An 18767-nucleotide genomic window follows, 5' to 3' on the forward strand; every position below is an offset into this window, starting at 1 on the left:
ATCCGCGGCAAGCCCTCATTTGTGATCGTTCTCGCCAAAGTGGTCGGTGAATTCTCCGCAGTGACAATGAGGGCCACCAAGTCTCCAACCTCCGCATTCAAGCCGGTCGGCACAAGCGTCGGTGCCATCACCTCCGCTTGACTATTCTCCGAAGCATGGAGCCTCTCGCCTTGCGAGGAATGAGATCGATATCGCTGACAAGCTTTGCGCCCCCCTCCCGCCGTTCCAATGTGATCTTCCGGCTATGAAACGCTTCCAGTTCGGCACGATGCGCTACGCTTACGATCGTCGCATCGGGTAGCTCATCAATTACCGTCTGCATCATCTTGTCCTGACTTTTCTCGTCCAGAGCCGCTGTCGCCTCGTCCATGACGATGATGTCGGGGGCGTTCAGCAACAGGCGTGCGAAGGTCAGCCGTTGTTTTTCGCCACCTGATAACGTCTGGTCCCACGGCGCGTCGTCTTCGATCTTGTCTTTGAGCTGACCCAGACCGACCTTGTCGAGAGCGGCCCCGATCTCTTCCGGCGTCCAGCTCTCGGCCGGTTGCGGATAGCAGACCGCCCGACGTAGCGTGCCGGCCGGAATATATGGCCGCTGCGGTAGCATGAACAATCGGCTGCCGGCGCGAAAATTGACGCTACCTCCACCCCATGGCCAGAGACCGGAAATGGCCCGAACCAGCGTGCTTTTGCCGGAGCCGGATTCCCCCGCGACAAGCACTCTCTCACCCGCGCCGATTTCGACATCCGTCTCCTTGACGACGGCCGTTCCGTCACCGAGAGAAACGGACACATCCTTGAGGCTGAGTATCGTAGCGCCTTCCGTTTCGCCGCGCACGATGCGACCGAGAGTGTCGCTCTTTTCGGCCCGCTCCAGGCCATCGAGCGACATCATCAGGGAGGCAACACGTCGCGCGCAGGCATTCCAGTCGGCCAGACGGGGATAGTTGTCGACCAGCCAGCCAAATGCGGATTGGACAATGGTGAAAGCGGAAGCAGCCTGCATTACCTCGCCAAGGGACATGCTTCCATCGAGAAACTTCGGCGCACACAGCAGAACGGGTACGACGGGGGCAATCAACATAGATCCATTCGATACGACCGTGGTCCGCATGTATTGCTGTGCCATAAGACGCCACTGCCGCCGGACATTGCCGAAGCGCTTGTCCAGATCGCTGCGCTCCTCGTCTTCACCGCCAAGCAGGGCGATGCTCTCACCATTCTCCCTGACGCGCGTGAGCGTGTAGCGGAACTCCGCTTCAACCTGGTTCTTGACTTCGGAAACCTTGACGAAGTTCCGGGCAATGAAGGCGATGGAACTGGATGTGATGATTGCATAGATGACGGCCGCAATCACGAGAAAGCCGGGGATCGTGATCCAGACACCCGCGATGGAGACCGTGAGAGCCCCACCAATCGTCCACAAGACAACGATAAAGGTAGAGGCAGACACGAATGCAGCTATGACACCGGAAACAAAATCCACCGGCGCCTCGGTGGCAATACGCATATCCTCCGAGAGCCTTGCCTCGGGGTTTTGATGGTCACCATCGATCAAATTGAGCTGATAATAGCGGCCATTCGCAATCCATCTTCCAACGAGCGCCTTTGTCAGCCAGGAGCGCCAGCGCCGCTGAATGCGCATCCTGACATAGACCTGCGAGGTAACGATGAAGACGCTTCCCAGGACGAGCAGCGGAAAGACGGATCCGAGAAAATAGACCGTGGACGCGTCGCGTTTCTCAATCGCATCAAAAATCCCGCGATTCCAGACATTGATGCCATATTGGAAACCGACATTTATGCCGATCATGGCCAGAAGCCCGAGCGAAAACAGCCAGGCCAGCCGATCGCCGCGACGGCTCCAGAAACCTCGCGCGCTGATCCAGAAGCGCTTCAGCAGATATTTCCTGCGAGCCTCCTCGGCCTCCTCCGGCGTCAAGCCCAAAGCAGGTTCCATCTCCTCTGGCGGGAGCGGATCATCGTTTTCATTAGCATCGTTTTCGGATGCGGTTGGGGTGCCAGTCTCGTCGGCACCAACGACCGGCTTCGGTCCTGCGTCATTATCGATCATGGGCGCTAAACGAACGATGCGTCGAAAGGTTTCACGGCTTTGTGATGCGTCGTGAAATATAATTCCGTTGCTGCGCGGGGCTTTTCAAAAGCCTCTAAATACACGGCTTTCTGGCCCGCTGCCGACATACCGGAATCGCGCTAGCGGATATTGTGACCGTTGGTGGAGACGGTCCAGGTGCATCGCCATGGGGTGCCTGACTTGGCCCGCGGTGCGACAGATCATATTGAAGGTTAACCGCGTGTTGACTTCCCGTTTGACGAGATGGCCTAACATAAGCAGACTCTGAAATTGGACCCCGCCGCACCCGGTTGTCATGCCGTGCGGCAAGCATACGGCGCCATCATGCGACTTAGTACCATCACGAACCTGGCTTATGCTGTCACCCTCGTGCTCACGACAGTATCGGCGGCCACATTCATTCTATCGGCCAGAAGCGCTTCTCAAGAGCGGGTGGCAATCCAGGATCACCTCGAACTGACCGATCTCGCCGAAGAACTGGCGATCATTGCGGACGAGCGCACCGAGGAGGCGCGTCTTTACGTCATGCGGGGCGACGAGCAACATCTCGCAAAATTCTACGTCGACGAAGATCAGGAAAAGCACCTTGAAAACACCCTGGACAAACTCGCAGCTCTTGGTGTTTCGCCGCAAGAGGCAGGCTCATTTCAGGACATACGAAAGAGCGCCGACGCACTGGACAAGATGGAGCGCGATGCAATCGGTTTTTATCGATCCGGCCGCCAGAACGATGCGCAGCAGGTCCTGTTCGGCGATGAGCACTATGGACTGCATACGGACCTGCTGACAACCGTCGCGACGCTGAGAGAAGCCATTGCGGCCCGCTCGCAGGCAATGGTTGACCAGGCTAAAGACCGAAGCGATTTCTACGGATCGATCGCGAAGGTGATGCTTGCGCTCACCGCCCTGATGTTTGTGGCCGTACTCTATTTTGTCCTCAGCAGACGCGTTGCCTTGCCGCTTATCAAAATGAGCAACATCGTCACGCGCCTTGCCCGGCAGGACTACAGTATCGACCTGCCCGACGAAGGCCGGCGTGACGAAATCGGTGAAATGAACCAGGCTATCAGGATCTTCCGCAGCAACGGGCTGGAACGGGAACGGCTTGACGCGGAGCACCGCAGGAATCAACGCATCAAGGACCTGATCCTGCAGATGATGCATCGGATTCAGGCCTGCCAGAATCAGGAAGAATTGTCCGACGTCGTTTCGAAATTCATGCCGCAGATTTTCCCAGCCATTGCCGGCCGCCTGCTTGTTCTCAAGGAACACAGTTCGGTTCTACAATCGACCGGACAATGGTCCGATCCTTCGTTTTCCGCCCCGGAATTTTCGATCGATGATTGCTGGGCTCTCCGTCGCGGGCGTCCCCACGCCAGCAACCCGGGCGGAGACGATGTCGTCTGCCATCACCTCCATGGCAGTTTCGGAACCGGCCTGTGCATACCACTCACGGCATTGGGAGACACCGTCGGCTTATTGTATCTTGAAATTCCGCAGAGTAACGAGACGCTGGAGTTAGAGCGGCTATATCTGGAACTCCTTGCCGAAAATATAGGCCTTGCCGTTGCAAACCTCCAGCTTCGGCAGCGGCTGGTTGGCATGGCACGGCAAGACGCCCTGACCGGTCTTTTGAACCGTCGATCGCTTGATGAGACGCTGAACAGGCATATTGAAAAGCCAACCAATTCGCTTGCATGCCTGATGCTCGACATCGACCATTTCAAGCGCTTCAATGACCGGTTTGGCCATGATGCCGGAGACGCGGTGATGCAATATGTCGCCCAGGTGCTTTCGGAAGCTGTCGGGGGTCTGGGTGAACTATTCCGTTTCGGCGGCGAGGAATTCACCGTGCTCATGCCGGCTGGGGGCATTGAAGATGCCATCAAGGTTGCGGAGAAACTCCGGCACGCGGTCGAGCGCGCACCTTTCACCTACCGGGGCCGTCTGCTTGACTCGATCACCATATCCATCGGCATCGCAACTTCACCGGGCGCCGGAACCGTGAGCAGCGTCCTGGAACGGGCGGACGCTGCGCTTTTGAGCGCCAAGCAGACAGGCAGGAACAAATGGGTGTCGGCCGAGAAGCCTCCAACCGATTAGGTAGAGGATCCGCCGCGCCGATTGCGTGGTTATCGACGAAGCAGCGGACCTAGCATATTTGACCGGCTAGACGATGAGGTTCGGGTTCTCCTACAGCTGGAATCCGCCTTCGAAAGCAAGCGCGTTGTCTCCGCGGCGGCATCCGGGCGGCAGGGTATCGAGTTTTTCGACATTACCGCCGCCGATAACTACCTCGTCCGGTTCAAGGGCGGCAGTCAGGCGCTCCACGACATCAGTGACGCGCTTTTGCCGCCGATATCGATCGCTAGAACGATCCGGTCCTGTGCCATTGAACTACCGTCCGTCGTATTTGCCTGCATGGGCGTCACTCCGGATCGACCCAACCGCCGGGCGGCGCGAAATTCTCCATCTCGACCGGACCCCAGCTTCCCACGGCATAGCGTGGCGGCACGGCCGGGTCGTCGAGAATGGGCTCAACGATTTTCCATGCGAGTTCTGCCGCATCCTGACGGGTGAAAAGCTGGCGCTCGCCAGCCATCGCGTCACCGATCAGCCGTTCATAAGGCGCCATGTCGCCGATGCCGTCATCGACAGCGCCCAGTTCCACCGCCTCGCCGAGCATACTGTCCCCGGCAGCCTTGCGGCGCGCGCCAATGCCGATGGCGATATCTGGCCCGAGCCGGAAGCGCACATAATTTGCGGCCGCCGTCTCAACATCGCCGAAAAGCGCTATCGGCGGCCGCTTGAAACGCACCACAACTTCGGTTGCATGGGCAGGCAGGTTCTTTCCGGCGCGGATGAAGAAAGGCACGCCGTTCCAGCGCCATGTCGCCACGCGAAACCGCACGGCGGCAAAGGTCTCGCGGCTTGAGCCGGGCGCAACGCCGGGTTCGTCGAGATAACCGTCGAACTGGCCACGCACCACATCATCGCGGCTGAGCGGTGGCATGGCTTTGAGGATCTGCACTTTCTCATCGACAAGATCATCCGAAGCGCTTGTTGCCGGTGGCTCCATGGCCAGTAGCAACAGCACGTTGATGAGATGGTTCTGGATCACATCCCGGATGCATCCCACCTCGTCATAGAACTTTCCGCGTCCCTTGATGCCGAAATCCTCGGCCATGGTGATCTGCACGCTTTCAACATGGTCGCGGTTCCAGACCGGCTCAAGAAATGCATTCGCGAACCGGAAATAAAGAAGGTTCTGAATGGCCTCCTTGCCGAGAAAATGGTCGATGCGAAAAATGGCATCCTCTTCGAAAACCGCGTGCAGCGCATGATTCAGCGCCTCGGCCGAGGCAAGGTCGCGGCCGAAGGGTTTTTCCACCATCAATCGTGCCGAGGCGGCTATTCCGGCCTTGTCGAGCCCGGTCACGACGGTTTCAAACAGTGACGGCGGAATGGCGAGGTAATAAAGCGGATGACCGTGGTCACCGAGTGCGGCGCGCAGCTTTTCGAATGTCGCCTCGTTCCGGTAGTCTCCGGACACGTAATGCAGTTGAGAAGCGAATTTTTCGAAGACGGCTTCATCGATCTTGTCGACGTGGCTGGCAACCGCGTCGCGCGCCCTCGCGATCAGTTGATCGCGCGACCAGTCATCGAAGGCGACACCGATGACTGGTGTTTGAAGCGCGCCGCGTTTCACCATGGCGTAAAGGGAAGGAAAGATCATTTTGTAGGCAAGGTCGCCCGTGGCACCGAACACCACGAGCACGTCCGATCGCTGCTTATCCATGACCGGCACCCTCATTTTGCTTTTTCCAGATGGCCACCAAAGGCATTGCGCATGGCCGAGAGTACCTTGCCGGAAAACTCCGCCTCACCGCGTGAGGAGAAGCGCTCGAACAGGGCGGAAGCCAAAACAGGGGCCGGAACGCCCGTTTCGACGGCCGCCTGAAGGGTCCAGCGCCCTTCGCCTGAATCTGACACCCGTCCGCCATACTGGTCGAGATGAGGGTCCTGCTTCAGCGCCTCCGCCGTCAGATCGAGCAGCCACGAGCCGATGACAGACCCATGCCGCCAGACCTCCGTCACGGCAGGAAGATCGATGTCGAACTGATAATATTGCGGGTGGGCGAGCGGCGCCGTTTCCGCATCGGCCTCCCGGTGCTGCGTGCCGGCATTGGCGGCCTTCAAGATGTTCAGGCCTTCCGCATAGGCGGCCATGACACCGTATTCGATGCCATTGTGAACCATCTTGACGAAATGCCCTGCGCCTGACGGTCCGCAATGCAAATATCCCATTGGCGCCGTGCCGGTGACGGGATCGGCCGCGATGCCCTGGCCCGCACCGGGAGCAAGGGAGGCAAAAATCGGATCGAGCCGCTGCACGGCACCCAACGGGCCACCGATCATCAGAGAATAGCCGCGCTCCAGACCCCAGACGCCACCGGATGTACCGGTGTCGATGAAGTCGATGCTACGGGGCCCAAATTCCGCCGCCAAATCGATGGCATCCCGGTAGAAGGAGTTGCCGCCATCGATGATGGCATCGCCCGCCTGCAGTCTGGCGGCAAAGTCACGAGCAATTTTCGGCGTTATTGCCGCCGGCAGCATTAGCCAGACGGCGCGTGGCGGTGATAGCTTCGCGACCAGGTCGTCCGGCGAGGTCGCGCCAACTGCGCCTTCCTTCACCAATGCTGCGACATTGTCGAGATTGACGTCGAAGACCACGCAATCGTGCCCCTGTTTCAGAAGACGGCGCACCATGTTTGCGCCCATTCGTCCAAGCCCAACCATTCCGATCTGCATGCTGACACTCCATTTGTCCAATGCGCGATATGTACTTCATTCGCCGAGGCGAACGGTGAAATCCTGGTTTTCCCAATTCCCTGTGTTTGGCCAAAAGAAAGTAAAAACGATCGGCCCGCCAGGGCAGATCGCAGACAAGCGCAAGATATCGGGTGCAGGCACTGTCTATCCTCGGATAATAGACCTCGTTCAGAATGCCGTGGCTGAGCGTGAACCAGATAGGCGATGCTTCTGACAGCGCAGCGCCGACCATGTTTTTGGCGCTCGACGTCCAGCGCGCGTCTATGCCAGGCGCGCCCGGTGCAAAATCCAGTCCGGTGCGCATCATGGTATGTCTCGGTTGAGCTGATGATGCGGGCGAAAGTGGCGCGTATTGCAGTCCTGAACAGTCATGACGGGTATCTCGACCTTGAACTAATGGTCTTTCCGGGATGAGAACAGGAAACAGGCTTACCGGTTCCTTGCTTATGTCCAGACCGGACGCAGCCTCGCCAACAAGCTAGGTATTGGCAAAGTGGTACACAACTAAAGATTTGGTAATTTAAGCCGCGCCGCGCGGTGGGCATTTTGGGTTGCAGGACCAGGATGCTCAGCCACCAGCACGCCGCAAGAGCGCACGACCGTTGTATATCACACCGCTCATGCCGATGAACCGGCTATTCCAAGGGGACATCAACCGCCCCGCCAGCCCCTTGCATTGTCTATGGCGCGTGCGAAGCGAGCGTGATCCGCTTCTTCGACCGATCCATCGGGTTTGACTATCTCGGCATCTTTTCGCATGGCGGTTACATCGATATCGCACAGTTGCGCGAGACCAAGCGCCGTCAACTCGCGCATGGCCGGCACGCAGATGCTCCGACCACTGGCAGCGGCCAGGAAACGGGCGAAATAGCGACTGTTCGACAGGCCGCCATCTATCGAAATCGTATCGCCGATGGGAACTAAAGTCTGCGCGGCTTCGATCAACCGAACCGTCAGCAAGGCAATGCCCTCAAGCAGGGCGCGCACCATGTCACTCCGCCCGGTCGCGTGGTCCATGCCGATGAAAAGCGGCACGGCCTGTCTATCCCAATATGGCGCAGCAAGGCCCGAAAATGCAGGCACGAACACCAGTCCACGACGAACGGCCGATGAACCCTCAAAACCGTCAAGTTCAGTATTGTCAGCATAAAGGCCGATCTTTCGCGCCCATTCGAGCGCGGCACCGGCATCATAAACCCCGCCTTCGATGGCGAAAACGGCCGCGCCGCCTTGCTTCTGCCAGCCAATGGTGGGCAGAAGCTCCCCCGCCAACGGGCGTTCGTGACCAGCGATGGCCAACAGGAAGGCGCCCGTGCCGAAGGTTATCTTGCAATCGCCCGGTTTGCGGCAACCGTGCCCATAAAGCGCCGCCTGCTGATCGACGATGGAAACGCGAATGGGCGTTCCCTCGATGGAACCGAAGCCGCCATTAACAGAACCGATTGCGGGCAGGCAACCCAGCGGCACCCCGTGAAGAGCGCAGAGTTCCGGGCTCCAGGCACCGGTTGCCAGATCAAGCAGTCCCGTGCGCGAGGCCGTTGCAAGGTCGGTGCGGAAACAGCCTGCAAGCCGATCCAGAAAGAATGCGTCGGTTGTGCCCAGGCGCAACCGCCCTTCGGCTCTCGCCCGTGCCACCGCCGGATTGTGCCTTAGCAACCACGACAGTTTGCTCGCCGAAAAATAGGGATCGAGCGGCAATCCGCAAATCTCTTTCGATCGTTCCGCAGCCGATTGGGGCAAATCAGCCAAGGCTTCGGCGGTGCGGGCGTCCTGCCAGACGATGACCGGCGACAGCGCTTCCCCACTCTCGGCATCCCACGCCAGGCAACTCTCGCCCTGGTTGGCGATCGCGATCGCATCTACCGGCCCGGCATCGGCCAGTACCGCGCGGATGTTGCGCAACAACTCTTCCGGATCATGCTCCACATGGCCGGGGTTTGGATAGAACTGTGCATGACGCAGGCTTGAGACGAGTTGCGCCGTGCCACCGTCGCTTATCACAAGGCATCGGGTCGACGTCGTTCCCTGATCGATCGCCGCTATGCGCATCAATTCGTCTCCTGAAAGTGAAAGGCAATCTGGGTCGCCTCAACGGCGGCGCGGGGAATGGGCACGAGCACACGGCGTTCCGGCAGCCACCGGCCGGACTTGCTCCACACTTCCGTTCCATCAAGATGAAGCGAAAGCCTGCCTTGAACACGTCTGATGAAGCGCAGCTGAAAATCGCGAAAAGCCGGCCGGTCAAGTCCCCCCGATCGCACCATGGTGGGTACCGCGAGTTTGAGCGGGTCGGCGAAAGCGATACGCACTGCCTTTGCGTTGCAGGGTTCGCGGATGAGATCGTCGGCAACGGCAGCACCCACGCGGCGGCCTTCGCGAAACGACCAGCCACCCGTTTCCACGGCCCGCAATACGTTCCCCGTGGCGAAGAACATCGGGTTGGCCATCCGGCCGTCCTGATCGATCGTCGGGCCATCGCTGCCTGCCGCCACATCAACAGGGGATGCGTTCAGAAGCGCTGCCTCCGGCGTGAACCGCCCGGTGAGGAGAACACCATCGCACTTGACGGTGAGGATACGGCCATCTGCCAGCCGGATGTCGGCCTCCTCGACACGACCGCGCCCACGAATGTCCACAAGTGTTGCGCGGCAATGAAAGGGCACCCCGACCAATCGGGGAAACCACCGGAAAAGCGACCGCGCCAGCGGTTCCGGCTCAGGCTCGATCATCGCCACCGGACGCGCGCGATACGTCAGGCATGTGAGAAGTGCGGAAAAAGAAACCAGTTCCGAACCAAGGATAAGCGGCCGGCGAAAGGGCATGATGCCGTGAAAGGCGACATAGGATTGCAGCGTGCCGGTGGTGATCACTCCCACCGGCCGGTCGCCCGGCAGGAGCCGCGCTGAGCGTGGCGTTTCCCGCGCGCCGGTCGCCAGCACAATGCGCCGGGCCTTCAACGTCTCCACGCCGCGCGCAGACGTAACCAGCAGCGTACCGTCCTGTCCGAGTTCCACCACGGAATGACCGGTGCGAACATCAACGCCCGCATCCTGCGCTTGGCGCTGCAGACGTCGCGCATAGGCCGGGCCGAAATAGACGCGTCCGAATTCGCGCATGCCGAAAGGCGAATGTGTGCAATGACGGGGTGCGCCGCCAAGGGCTGGCTCACGCTCGAGGATCGTCACACGCGCGACGCCGCGTGCTTTCAGCTCCAGCGCTGCCGCCACGCCCGCCGGGCCGCCGCCGACCACGATTACATCTGCATCCGGAACGTTTTCTTGCATCTGCTGAAAAGGCTTCCGGGTGCTCATCGGTCGTCTCCCGGACGGACCGCAAGCGGTACAGCCAGACGGTCGCCCGTCATCGCGGCCAGCCGGGCATTGCAGTAAAACCCCTGACAGCGTCCCATGCCGGCGCGGGTGCGCCGCCGCAGACCTCCGAAATCACCCGGCGGCACCGGGCTGGAAAATGTCGCCTCGATCTCACGGCGGGTGACAAGCTCGCAATGGCAGACGATTTCGCCATGATTGGCGCGCTGCCAGTCCCGCTCGCAGGTTTCGCTCAGGTTCGGCATCGTCACATCAGGCACTGCGGGCGGGGGCATGAAGCGCGTGCCGAAACTTTCGTGAAGCGCCAGAGCGTGCTGCGCCAGACCAAGTGCCGCACTGAGACCGGTGGACCGCACGCCGCCAAGCGTGATCGCGCGACGGTCCGGCCGCGCGGAAATCCGGTAATGTTTCTTCTCGGAGGCCGGGCGCAAGCCGGCATAGACAGCGGTCACGGGAATGGAGGCCAGCGCCGGAACGATCTCCCTGCCGCGCATCAGCAGCGCTTCCAGCGCCGCCGTTTCTACCGTCGCACGCTCGCGGTCATCCTGTTCTTCCGCCGTCGGGCCGATGAGAACGTTGCCGAAGGCGGTTGGACACACAACGATGCCCTTGGTGATTTCGGTGGGAACGGGCAGGATGATGCGCGGCACGTGCTGGCGGGCGGCCTTATCGAGGACGACGAATTGTCCCTTGCGAGGCTTGATGGTGAAGTCTGGGACAAGCCCCAGCCGTGCATCGACGATATCACCGAACAAACCGGCCGCATTGACAACGCTCGCTGCAAGGATCGGACCGGCCGTCGTCTCTATCCGCCACGCGCCATCAAACGCACCGGACAGGACTTCGGCGTTGCGCATCAGCTGCGCGCCAAGCGCCACCGCTTGCGTAAGATAGCCCAGCGGCGCGGACCAGGGATCAATGACATGTTCACCCGGAACTTCGAGTGCTGCGACAAGACGATCGGACAAGCCGGGCATGGATTCCCGGGCCTGCCGGACCGTGAGCAGACCGAGCTCGGCAATACCGTTGCGTCGCCCCTGCTCGGCGATCTCCTCCAGGCTTTGCGCCTCGTGGGGATTCCACGCACAGACCAACGCGCCGGTTTCAACGAGGCTAAGGCCCATCTGCCTGTGGATGGACAGATATTCTGCCCGACCAGCCTTCACCAATTCCAGTTCCAGACTGCCTTCCGGCGCATCGAAGCCGGTGTGGAGGATAGCGCTGTTGGCCTTCGATGCCCCGGAAAGAATATCGGATCCCTTCTCGATGACCACGACCTTCGCACCAGCCAGTGCGAAACGACGGGCAACCGCGCAACCGACCACCCCGGCACCGATGACGGCGACGTCGAATGCTGTGGAGAGGCTCTGGACCATGGGCTTGCCTTTATTTTCGTGGTTCGAAAGCGAAATCAACAGGCGCAACGGATCAAGCCGATGCACCTTGCCGGTTCGTGGCTATGAAAGAGATCTGCTTTGTTTCTAGTCGGACAAAGCCGTCAGCGGCTTTTCGGATTCAACCAACGTCAAGCCGCTTGTCTCCTGCTGGCACATGGCGCTGATCAGGGTCATGATCTTCCCCGCCGCTTCGACGGGCGGCACGCCACCATCACGAATATTGGAAATGCAGTTGCGTCGGGAATCCGGCAACCCGGTCTCCGGCCCGAAGGTGACATAGGCGCCAAGACTGTCGGCTGCCGAAAGGCCCGGCCGCTCGCCAATCAGGATCACCGCCACCTTTGCGCCGAGCGCGGCTCCCACATCATCCGCCAGCGCAACCCGTGCCTGGGTGGCAAGCGTGATCGGCGCAACCGTCAATCCCTTGCTTGCGAGTGAATTTAGCAACGCCGTTGCCACCGGCACGGCATTCATCTCCACAGCCGTTGCGGAAAGCCGGTCGGCGATTACCAATGCGACATCGGCTCCCTTGGCCTGCCCGTCGAGCGCCAGACGGCCCTCGTCTGAAAGAGCACGGCCGAGATCGGGTCGGCGCAGGTAATCCGCACGGTCCTGCGCGCGGCTTGCGACATGCACGACATCCGCACCCCAAGCGCGCAAGTCGCGCTCCACTTTATCAATATCCAGCGGATGCCATACGGCCTGGCGCGCCTGCGCATGATCCAACAGAAATGTCTGTACCGCGCGCGTGGGCGGGCTTGCACCCGTGCGGCCGAGCGCCACGCGTGCATCTGTTGCCACACGCAGGGCCTTGAGACGTTCCGGCGGGCTGGAGATGAGGGAGGGCCGGCGGTCACGCATCAGGCGGCGTCCCTTCCAAGAAAATCAAGTTCGCGAAGCCCGCGGTTCATCAGTGCAGGGTTCTCGATCATATGGCCGGCGGCATCCGTCACGCCCATATTCACCAGCCACTCCTCAAACTCCGGCGCAGGCCGACGCTTCAGCGTTTCGCGGGCATAGATTGAATCGTGATGGGAAAGCGTCTGGTAGTTCAGCATGACGTCGTCCGAGCCTGGCACGGTAATGACGAAGTTCACATCAGCGGCGCACAGCATGGTCAGCAGCACGTCCATGTCTTCCTGGTCGGCATCGGCGTGGTTGGTGTAGCAGACGTCGACACCCATCGGCAGGCCAAGCAGCTTTCCGCAGAAATGATCTTCAAGCCCGGCGCGAATGATCTGCTTGCCATTATAGAGATATTCCGGACCGATGAAGCCGACGACGGTATTCACCAGAAGCGGCGAGAATTCGCGCGCCACGGCATAGGCACGCGCCTCCATCGTTTGCTGATCGACACCAAAATGCGCATCGGCCGACAGGGCAGCCCCCTGCCCCGTCTCGAAATACATGAGGTCGCTGCCGATAGTTCCGCGCTTCAGCGACTGACCAGCCTCATGAGCCTCTCGCAGAACGGCAAGATCAATGCCGAAGCCCGCATTGGCCTTCTGGGAACCCGCAATCGACTGGAAAACCAGATCGACGGGTGCAGCGCGCTCCATCGCCCTGATAGCCGTCGTCACATGGCCAAGGCAGCATGTCTGGGTTGGAATGTCCAGCCATTGCCGCAGATCGTCAAGCAACTGCACGACGCGGATATAGTCCGTCACAGCGCTGGTGGCCGGGTTAACACCGATCACCGCATCGCCGCTGCCCAGCAGCAAGCCGTCAATGGCCGAGATGGCGATGCCACGGGAACTATCAGTCGGATGATTTGGCTGGTTGCGGGTGGACAGGCGGCCGGAAAGACCAATCGTGTTGCGAAAACGGGTCACGACTTCCCGTTTGGCCGATACCGTCACGAGATCCTGCAGACGCATGATCTTGGAGACTGCCGCCACCATTTCCGGTGTCAGACCCCAACTTACCGCTTCAAGTTCCGCGTGCCCGACCTTGGAATTGAGCAGCCACTCGCGAAATTCGCCAACCGTCAGAGAAGACACCGGCGCGAAGGCCAGTGCGTCGTGCTGGCGCGCGATCAGGGCCGAAATCTCGTCCTCGTCCGAGGCGATCAATTCCTGTGCAACAAAGGTGGAAAGCGGCAGATCGGCCAGCGCCATCTGCGCCGCCAGTCTCTCCACCGGCCCTTCCGCCGCGATCCCGGCCAATTGGTCACCGGACCTTTCCGGCGTCGCCTTTGCCATCAGGGTCTTCAAATCGTCGAAACGATAGGTCGTGCCGGCTGCGATCTGTCGATAAGCCATTTTTCCGGCCCCTTACTTCACGAAAGTCTTCGTCAGGCCCACCGTGCGGTCCACGATCAGGACGACGGCAAGCGTGAGCACGATCAGAAGAACGGAAATGGCGGCAACAAGCGGGTCAGCCTGGGTTTCGACATGCTGATACATGGCAACGGGAAGCGTCGTGATGCGCGGACCGGTGAGGAACAGCGAAATCACGGCTTCATCGAACGAGACGAGAAAGGAAAGCGCTGCCGTTGCAACGATGCCAGGCGCGATCATCGGCATGGTGACGCGGCGAAAGACGGTGAGAGGTGACGCCCCGAGCGTGGAGGCGGCCTCCTCGTAGATCAGCGGCAGGCCCGCAAGCGACGTGGTGAGTACACGCAGCGCATAGGGCAACACGATGATTAGATGCGCGATCACCAGACCCGTGAATGTACCGAGCAGGCCCGCACCGGCAAAGACGATCAGGATCGCAAGGCCAAGAACGATGGTCGGCAGAAGAAGCGGCGCTGTGAAGAAGGCGAGCAATGTATCCGCGCCAATCACCCGCATCCGCACGATGGCATAGGAGGCGGGCAGCGCAATCAGCATGGACAGCACGGTAACGATGACCGCAAGGAGCGTGCTGGTGCCCAGGGCGCCGATCATCTTGGAATTGTGCATGAGGTCAACATACCAGCGCAGGCTCCAGCCGGAGGGCGGGAAGGTCATGTAGCTGTCGGCCGAAAACGAGATCGGCACGACGAGCACCACAGGCGCAAGCAGAAAAAGGAACATGATGAAGGCGACAATTTTCAGCGCCAGCGGAGCGGGACGTTCTTCCATCTTCGATCTCCTTTACAGAATGGCCCGCAGAAGCCGGGAATAGAGCACCAGGGCGGCACCGAAGATCACGAGGATGATCATCGAAAGCGTAGCGGCAAGTGGCCAGTTGAGCGTCACGATGGCCTGATCATAGATTTCCGTTGCCAGAAGGAAGACGCGGCCGCCGCCGAGTAGCTTGGGAGTGATGAACGAACTGACGGCCAGCACGAAGGAGAGCAGGCAACCCAGGGCCACGCCGGGCATGGTGAGCGGCACGATGATCCGCCAGAACACTTTCCAGGGCGATGCGCCGAGCGTTTCCGCAGCTTCCTCGACGCGAGGATCAAGCCTGCCGAAGCCGGCGAGGAGCGCCAGGATCATATAGGGCATCAGGATTTCGGTAAGCCCGATGACGACGCCGATCTTGTTGAACAGCAGACGCACCCCGCCTTGCGCGCCCAGTGCGAAGAGGATGTTGTTGATGAGGCCGTCATCGGCCAGGATTGCGATCCAGCCATAAGTGCGCACCACCGCCGAGGTGAGCAGTGGCGAAATGACCAGCACCAGCAAAAGCGTTTTCCAGCGACCCTGCGCCCGGTGAAGGTAGAGGGCGATGGGATAGGAGGCGAGCAGCGTGAGAACGGTGATCATAAGGCTGGTCAGAATGCTCTGACCAATCAGCTCGATATAAAAACCGTCGGTCAGTGTCGACGACCAGTTGTCGAGTGTATGGGCTTCCCCGAGACCGCCGCCACCGAGGCTTTCGCGGAAGGAAAGCAGCAGCAGGTTGAAGACGGGCAACACGAAGGCCAGACCGTTGACCGCAATGATGGGTCCAAGAAGAAGGGTTGCGAGAAACACGATGGAAGAGGTACGGCCACCGGGAGCCGTGATCATGACCGCCGCCGTCATCGGTTTTCTCCGAAGACCAGAGTATCCTCCACGCGCCAGACGAGACTGACCGCGCTGCCTGCTGCGACCGGCGTTTCACCGCCGGAGGTCGCGCGCTCCACGGACAGGGTCTGCCCGCCAGCGGCGATCTCGTAGTGGAGGATGTCGCCTGCATAATAGACATCGCGGACTTCGCCGGCGATGCGATTGACGGGCGCTCCGTCGAAATCGGGGACGGCGTCGCCAGCGACGGTCATGGCCATGCGATGCGGCCGTACCATCAGGTCGATCTTACCGCTGTGCGCGCCGGGCGCTCGCAGCACCGCATCGCCAACCGTGATGCGGTCACCGGCGGCGTTGCCGACCAGCCTGTTGGTGCGACCGACGAAGGAGGCGACGAATGCCGTCGCCGGGCGCTCATAGAGATCGTGCGGCGTGCCAAGCTGTTCCAGGTGCCCGCCATTGAGCACAGCGACCTTGTCGCACATGCTGAGCGCCTCGACCTGATCATGCGTGACGAAGATGGAAGTGATGCCAAGCTGTTTCTGGATACGGCGAATCTCTGCGCGCATCTCGTCGCGCAGCTTTGCGTCGAGATTGGAAAGAGGTTCGTCAAACAAGAGAATGGACGGCTGGATGACGAGGGCGCGCGCCAGTGCGACGCGCTGCTGCTGGCCTCCGGAAAGCTGGGCGGCGCGACGGTCCTCGCGCCCTTCCAGACGCACCATGGCAATGGCCTCACGGGCACGGCGTTCCGCCTCGGCAGCAGGCACTTTGCGCATTTCAAGACCAAACATGACATTCTTGAGGACCGTCATGTGGGGGAAGAGCGCGTAGCTCTGGAAAACGAGGCCAATGTCACGCTTGTAAGGCGCAAGTTTCGTCACGTCCTTGCCGTCGATCAGGATAGACCCCGAGGAGACAGGAGAGAGGCCTGCAATCATGCGCAACGACGTCGACTTGCCGCAGCCGGAAGGACCTAGGAAGCCAACCAGTTCGCCCTTGGGAATCTCGAGATTGAGATTATCCACGGCGACGATTGTCTCGTAGCGCTTGGTCAGTGAACGAATCGAGAGGAATCCTGGCTGCATGGTATCTGAAGTTCCCATTCTGGCTTCTTGCCTTTCTCCAGAACATCTCCGACCCGCAGGGAATCGGAAATGCCTTGGCCCTTGATCTACGCAAGCGCGGCGAAAATTCGCTACGCCGTTTCGCGGTGCCTCCCCTGGTGCAGGCCTTAGGGCCTGCTCGGAATGCATGTCCGCGTCGGCTCCCACCTCTTCCGCCCCAGCGCCGACAGAGGAGATGATCCGAGGGTTTTGGTATGCTGCTTCCGCGACTGCCATGGGAGCCGCGGAAGTCCTTTCATTTTTTTGCGCCCGGCGCAGAAGTCTCAACGGCTGAGGGGAATGACCTTGCGGCGCCAGTCCTGCGTAATCTGGTCACGGACCTTCGAGAGGCCAATCCAATCCACCGGGATGACCTTGTCCATCGCCTTGACGACCGTGCGCTCACTCACATCGGCAGAGACAGAGGACTTGGAATTGGTCGGCGCATAATACATGGCGGCGGTAAAGGCAGCCTGGGCTTCCGGGCTCAGCGCATAATCAACGAACTTGCGCGCAGCCTCGGACGACGGACCACCCTTGACGAGGTTGAGCGTGTTGATCTGGAGGATCGTCCCTTCCTTCGGAAGAACCACCTTCATCTTGCCTTTGGAACCGTCAGCATTCACCTGGCTGCGGGCGTTCCAGCCCACGCCCAACGAAACCTGGCCGTTGACAACGTTCGGATAGACTTCCGGCTTCGGCTCCCAGGTCTGCACATTCGGAGCAACTTCAGCCATCGCATTGATGCCGGCATCGATGTTCTTGATGAAATCAGTGCCGCCATTCATATGGTCCATGATGATGGTGGTACCGATACCGACGATATCGGGCGCGCTCAGCATGGCGACTTTACCCTTGAGGGCGCTATCCTTCAGAGCGTTCCAGCTGTCGGGAGCCGTCTTGATGGCATCGGTATTGTAGATGAGCACGAGATTGTCGAATGTTACGCCAACCCCGGCCACGCCTTCGAAGCGGGCATTAGGATAGAGGTCGGCGACATTCTTGGTTACGCTTTCGTCGATCTTGTCGAACAGACCTTCGTCCGTACCTGTTTTGGCGACGGAGACATCCATCAGAGCGATATCGGACTGCGGCGCAGCCTTCTGGGCGCGCAGCGAGCCGAGCATTGCAGCAGAGCCCTGCTGCGGGAAATATTCGATCTTGATATCAGGGTTAGCCGCCATGAAAGGTTCGATGACGGCCTTGGTGTAACGCTCCTGGAAAAGGCCGCTATAGCCGAGGAACGTCACGGTCTGCTGGGCGTGCGCCGGCAGAGCGGCCGCGCCGAGCATGAGAATCCCACTCAGAAGTATAGTTTTCTTCATTGTCCTGTTCTCCTCTATTATTATTGGGGGTGGCGGACCGGTCCGCCACCCGTGAGACGATGTCAGGCGCTCAGCTTGGCCTGGACGAGCTTGTTGGCGCCAGAAATGTCCGGCAATTTCTCACCGTTGCGCAGGCGCTCCAGAAGCACGAGTTCGGCTTCCTGCATGCCGATGGCGCGTTCAGCCATGGCTCGAGCCTGGCTTGGATGAAGAGCGACAACACCGCTTTCATCGCACAGGATCGCATCGCCCGGATTGATCACCTGGCCGCCGACGCTGATCGGAACGTTGATCGCGCCTTCGAGTCCGAGGATCTTGGTGGTGATGGGCGAAGGACCACGGCACCACATCGGCATGTCGACCTTGGCGAACTCCGAGAAGTCGGTCGCCGGGCCATCAACGACACCGGCCTTAACGCCGGCCATCTTCATAGTGTTTGTGATGACACCGCCCCAGCAGGCGTGACGGGTATCGCCGCAACGGTCGATGAGGACGATATCCCCGGGACGCACGAACTGCGACAGATAGTGGAGCATGGTCGAATCCGCATTGGGGATGCGCAGCGTGACGGCAGTGCCGGCCACACGTTTGCCCGGAAGGACGGCGCGGATTTCAGGATCGACGAAGCCGGAGTGAAGCACGTGACCGATCGTTGCGACTTCGACCTTCTCAAGAAGCTCGATGATGTCGGCACCGATCTGTTCGGGCATGGGGTTGACGATAAACATTGAGTCTTTC

General features: G+C 60.2%; 14 protein-coding genes and 2 pseudogenes. 1 reads left to right on the forward strand and 15 read right to left on the reverse strand.

The window, feature by feature from the left end; translation table 11 throughout:
* Nucleotides 1-127 precede the first annotated feature (127 nt).
* On the reverse strand, nt 128-2074 hold the full coding sequence (locus CRP02_RS03755) for an ABC transporter ATP-binding protein/permease (protein WP_097100333.1): 1947 nt from the start codon (nt 2072-2074) through the stop codon (nt 128-130).
* 345 nt (nt 2075-2419) lie between these two features.
* Between CRP02_RS03755 and CRP02_RS03760 the strand changes: the two genes are divergently transcribed.
* A complete protein-coding gene (locus tag CRP02_RS03760) occupies nt 2420-4198 on the forward strand; it encodes a diguanylate cyclase (protein ID WP_097171234.1) in 1779 nt (592 codons plus the stop codon).
* Between the two features lie 90 nt (nt 4199-4288).
* On the opposite strand, the pseudogene CRP02_RS27880 reads toward CRP02_RS03760, so the two are convergent.
* The 14 genes and pseudogenes from CRP02_RS27880 to CRP02_RS03830 all read right to left on the reverse strand — a co-directional run.
* Nucleotides 4289-4447: pseudogene (locus CRP02_RS27880) on the reverse strand (ROK family protein); the annotation flags it as partial.
* A gap of 76 nt (nt 4448-4523) precedes the next feature.
* The gene (zwf, locus tag CRP02_RS03770) at nt 4524-5894 is read right to left on the reverse strand and encodes a glucose-6-phosphate dehydrogenase (protein WP_179783935.1); all 1371 of its coding nucleotides are present in this window, start codon (nt 5892-5894) and stop codon (nt 4524-4526) included.
* 11 nt (nt 5895-5905) lie between these two features.
* On the reverse strand, nt 5906-6910 hold the full coding sequence (gene gnd / locus CRP02_RS03775; RefSeq protein WP_097170321.1) for a phosphogluconate dehydrogenase (NAD(+)-dependent, decarboxylating): 1005 nt from the start codon (nt 6908-6910) through the stop codon (nt 5906-5908).
* A gap of 138 nt (nt 6911-7048) precedes the next feature.
* Nucleotides 7049-7238: pseudogene (locus tag CRP02_RS03780) on the reverse strand (hypothetical protein); the annotation flags it as partial.
* Nucleotides 7239-7582: 344 nt separating this feature from the next.
* The gene (locus CRP02_RS03785; RefSeq protein ID WP_097170322.1) at nt 7583-8980 is read right to left on the reverse strand and encodes an FGGY family carbohydrate kinase; all 1398 of its coding nucleotides are present in this window, start codon (nt 8978-8980) and stop codon (nt 7583-7585) included.
* Entirely contained in the window at nt 8980-10242 is a 1263-nt protein-coding gene (locus CRP02_RS03790) for an NAD(P)/FAD-dependent oxidoreductase (protein WP_097170323.1), read from the reverse strand. Before CRP02_RS03790 ends, CRP02_RS03785 begins: the two co-directional genes overlap by 1 nt.
* Complete coding sequence (locus CRP02_RS03795) at nt 10239-11636, reverse strand: NAD(P)/FAD-dependent oxidoreductase (protein WP_097171235.1); 1398 nt, start codon at nt 11634-11636, stop codon at nt 10239-10241. The genes CRP02_RS03790 and CRP02_RS03795 overlap by 4 nt, the downstream gene beginning before the upstream one ends.
* A gap of 105 nt (nt 11637-11741) precedes the next feature.
* The gene (eutC, locus tag CRP02_RS03800) at nt 11742-12518 is read right to left on the reverse strand and encodes an ethanolamine ammonia-lyase subunit EutC (protein ID WP_097170324.1); all 777 of its coding nucleotides are present in this window, start codon (nt 12516-12518) and stop codon (nt 11742-11744) included.
* A complete protein-coding gene (locus CRP02_RS03805) occupies nt 12518-13918 on the reverse strand; it encodes an ethanolamine ammonia-lyase subunit EutB (RefSeq protein WP_065705387.1) in 1401 nt (466 codons plus the stop codon). Before CRP02_RS03805 ends, eutC begins: the two co-directional genes overlap by 1 nt.
* A 12-nt stretch (nt 13919-13930) precedes the next feature.
* Nucleotides 13931-14725 carry an ABC transporter permease gene (locus tag CRP02_RS03810; protein WP_013761321.1) on the reverse strand — a complete coding sequence of 265 codons (795 nt, stop codon included), beginning with the start codon at nt 14723-14725 and terminating at the stop codon, nt 13931-13933.
* A 12-nt stretch (nt 14726-14737) separates the two neighbouring features.
* Nucleotides 14738-15616 carry an ABC transporter permease gene (locus CRP02_RS03815; RefSeq protein WP_003517681.1) on the reverse strand — a complete coding sequence of 293 codons (879 nt, stop codon included), beginning with the start codon at nt 15614-15616 and terminating at the stop codon, nt 14738-14740.
* Nucleotides 15613-16686, reverse strand: a complete 1074-nt coding sequence (locus CRP02_RS03820) for an ABC transporter ATP-binding protein (protein WP_097170325.1) — start codon at nt 16684-16686, stop codon at nt 15613-15615. Before CRP02_RS03820 ends, CRP02_RS03815 begins: the two co-directional genes overlap by 4 nt.
* A 302-nt stretch (nt 16687-16988) precedes the next feature.
* Nucleotides 16989-18029 carry an ABC transporter substrate-binding protein gene (locus CRP02_RS03825; RefSeq protein ID WP_003517684.1) on the reverse strand — a complete coding sequence of 347 codons (1041 nt, stop codon included), beginning with the start codon at nt 18027-18029 and terminating at the stop codon, nt 16989-16991.
* A gap of 62 nt (nt 18030-18091) precedes the next feature.
* The gene (locus tag CRP02_RS03830) at nt 18092-18757 is read right to left on the reverse strand and encodes an RraA family protein (protein WP_097100325.1); all 666 of its coding nucleotides are present in this window, start codon (nt 18755-18757) and stop codon (nt 18092-18094) included.
* Between the last annotated feature and the right edge of the window lie 10 nt (nt 18758-18767).

Origin of the sequence: Rhizobium sp. AN5 (genome assembly GCF_900215255.1) — a bacterium.
Lineage (GTDB): Bacteria > Pseudomonadota > Alphaproteobacteria > Rhizobiales > Rhizobiaceae > Agrobacterium > Agrobacterium tumefaciens.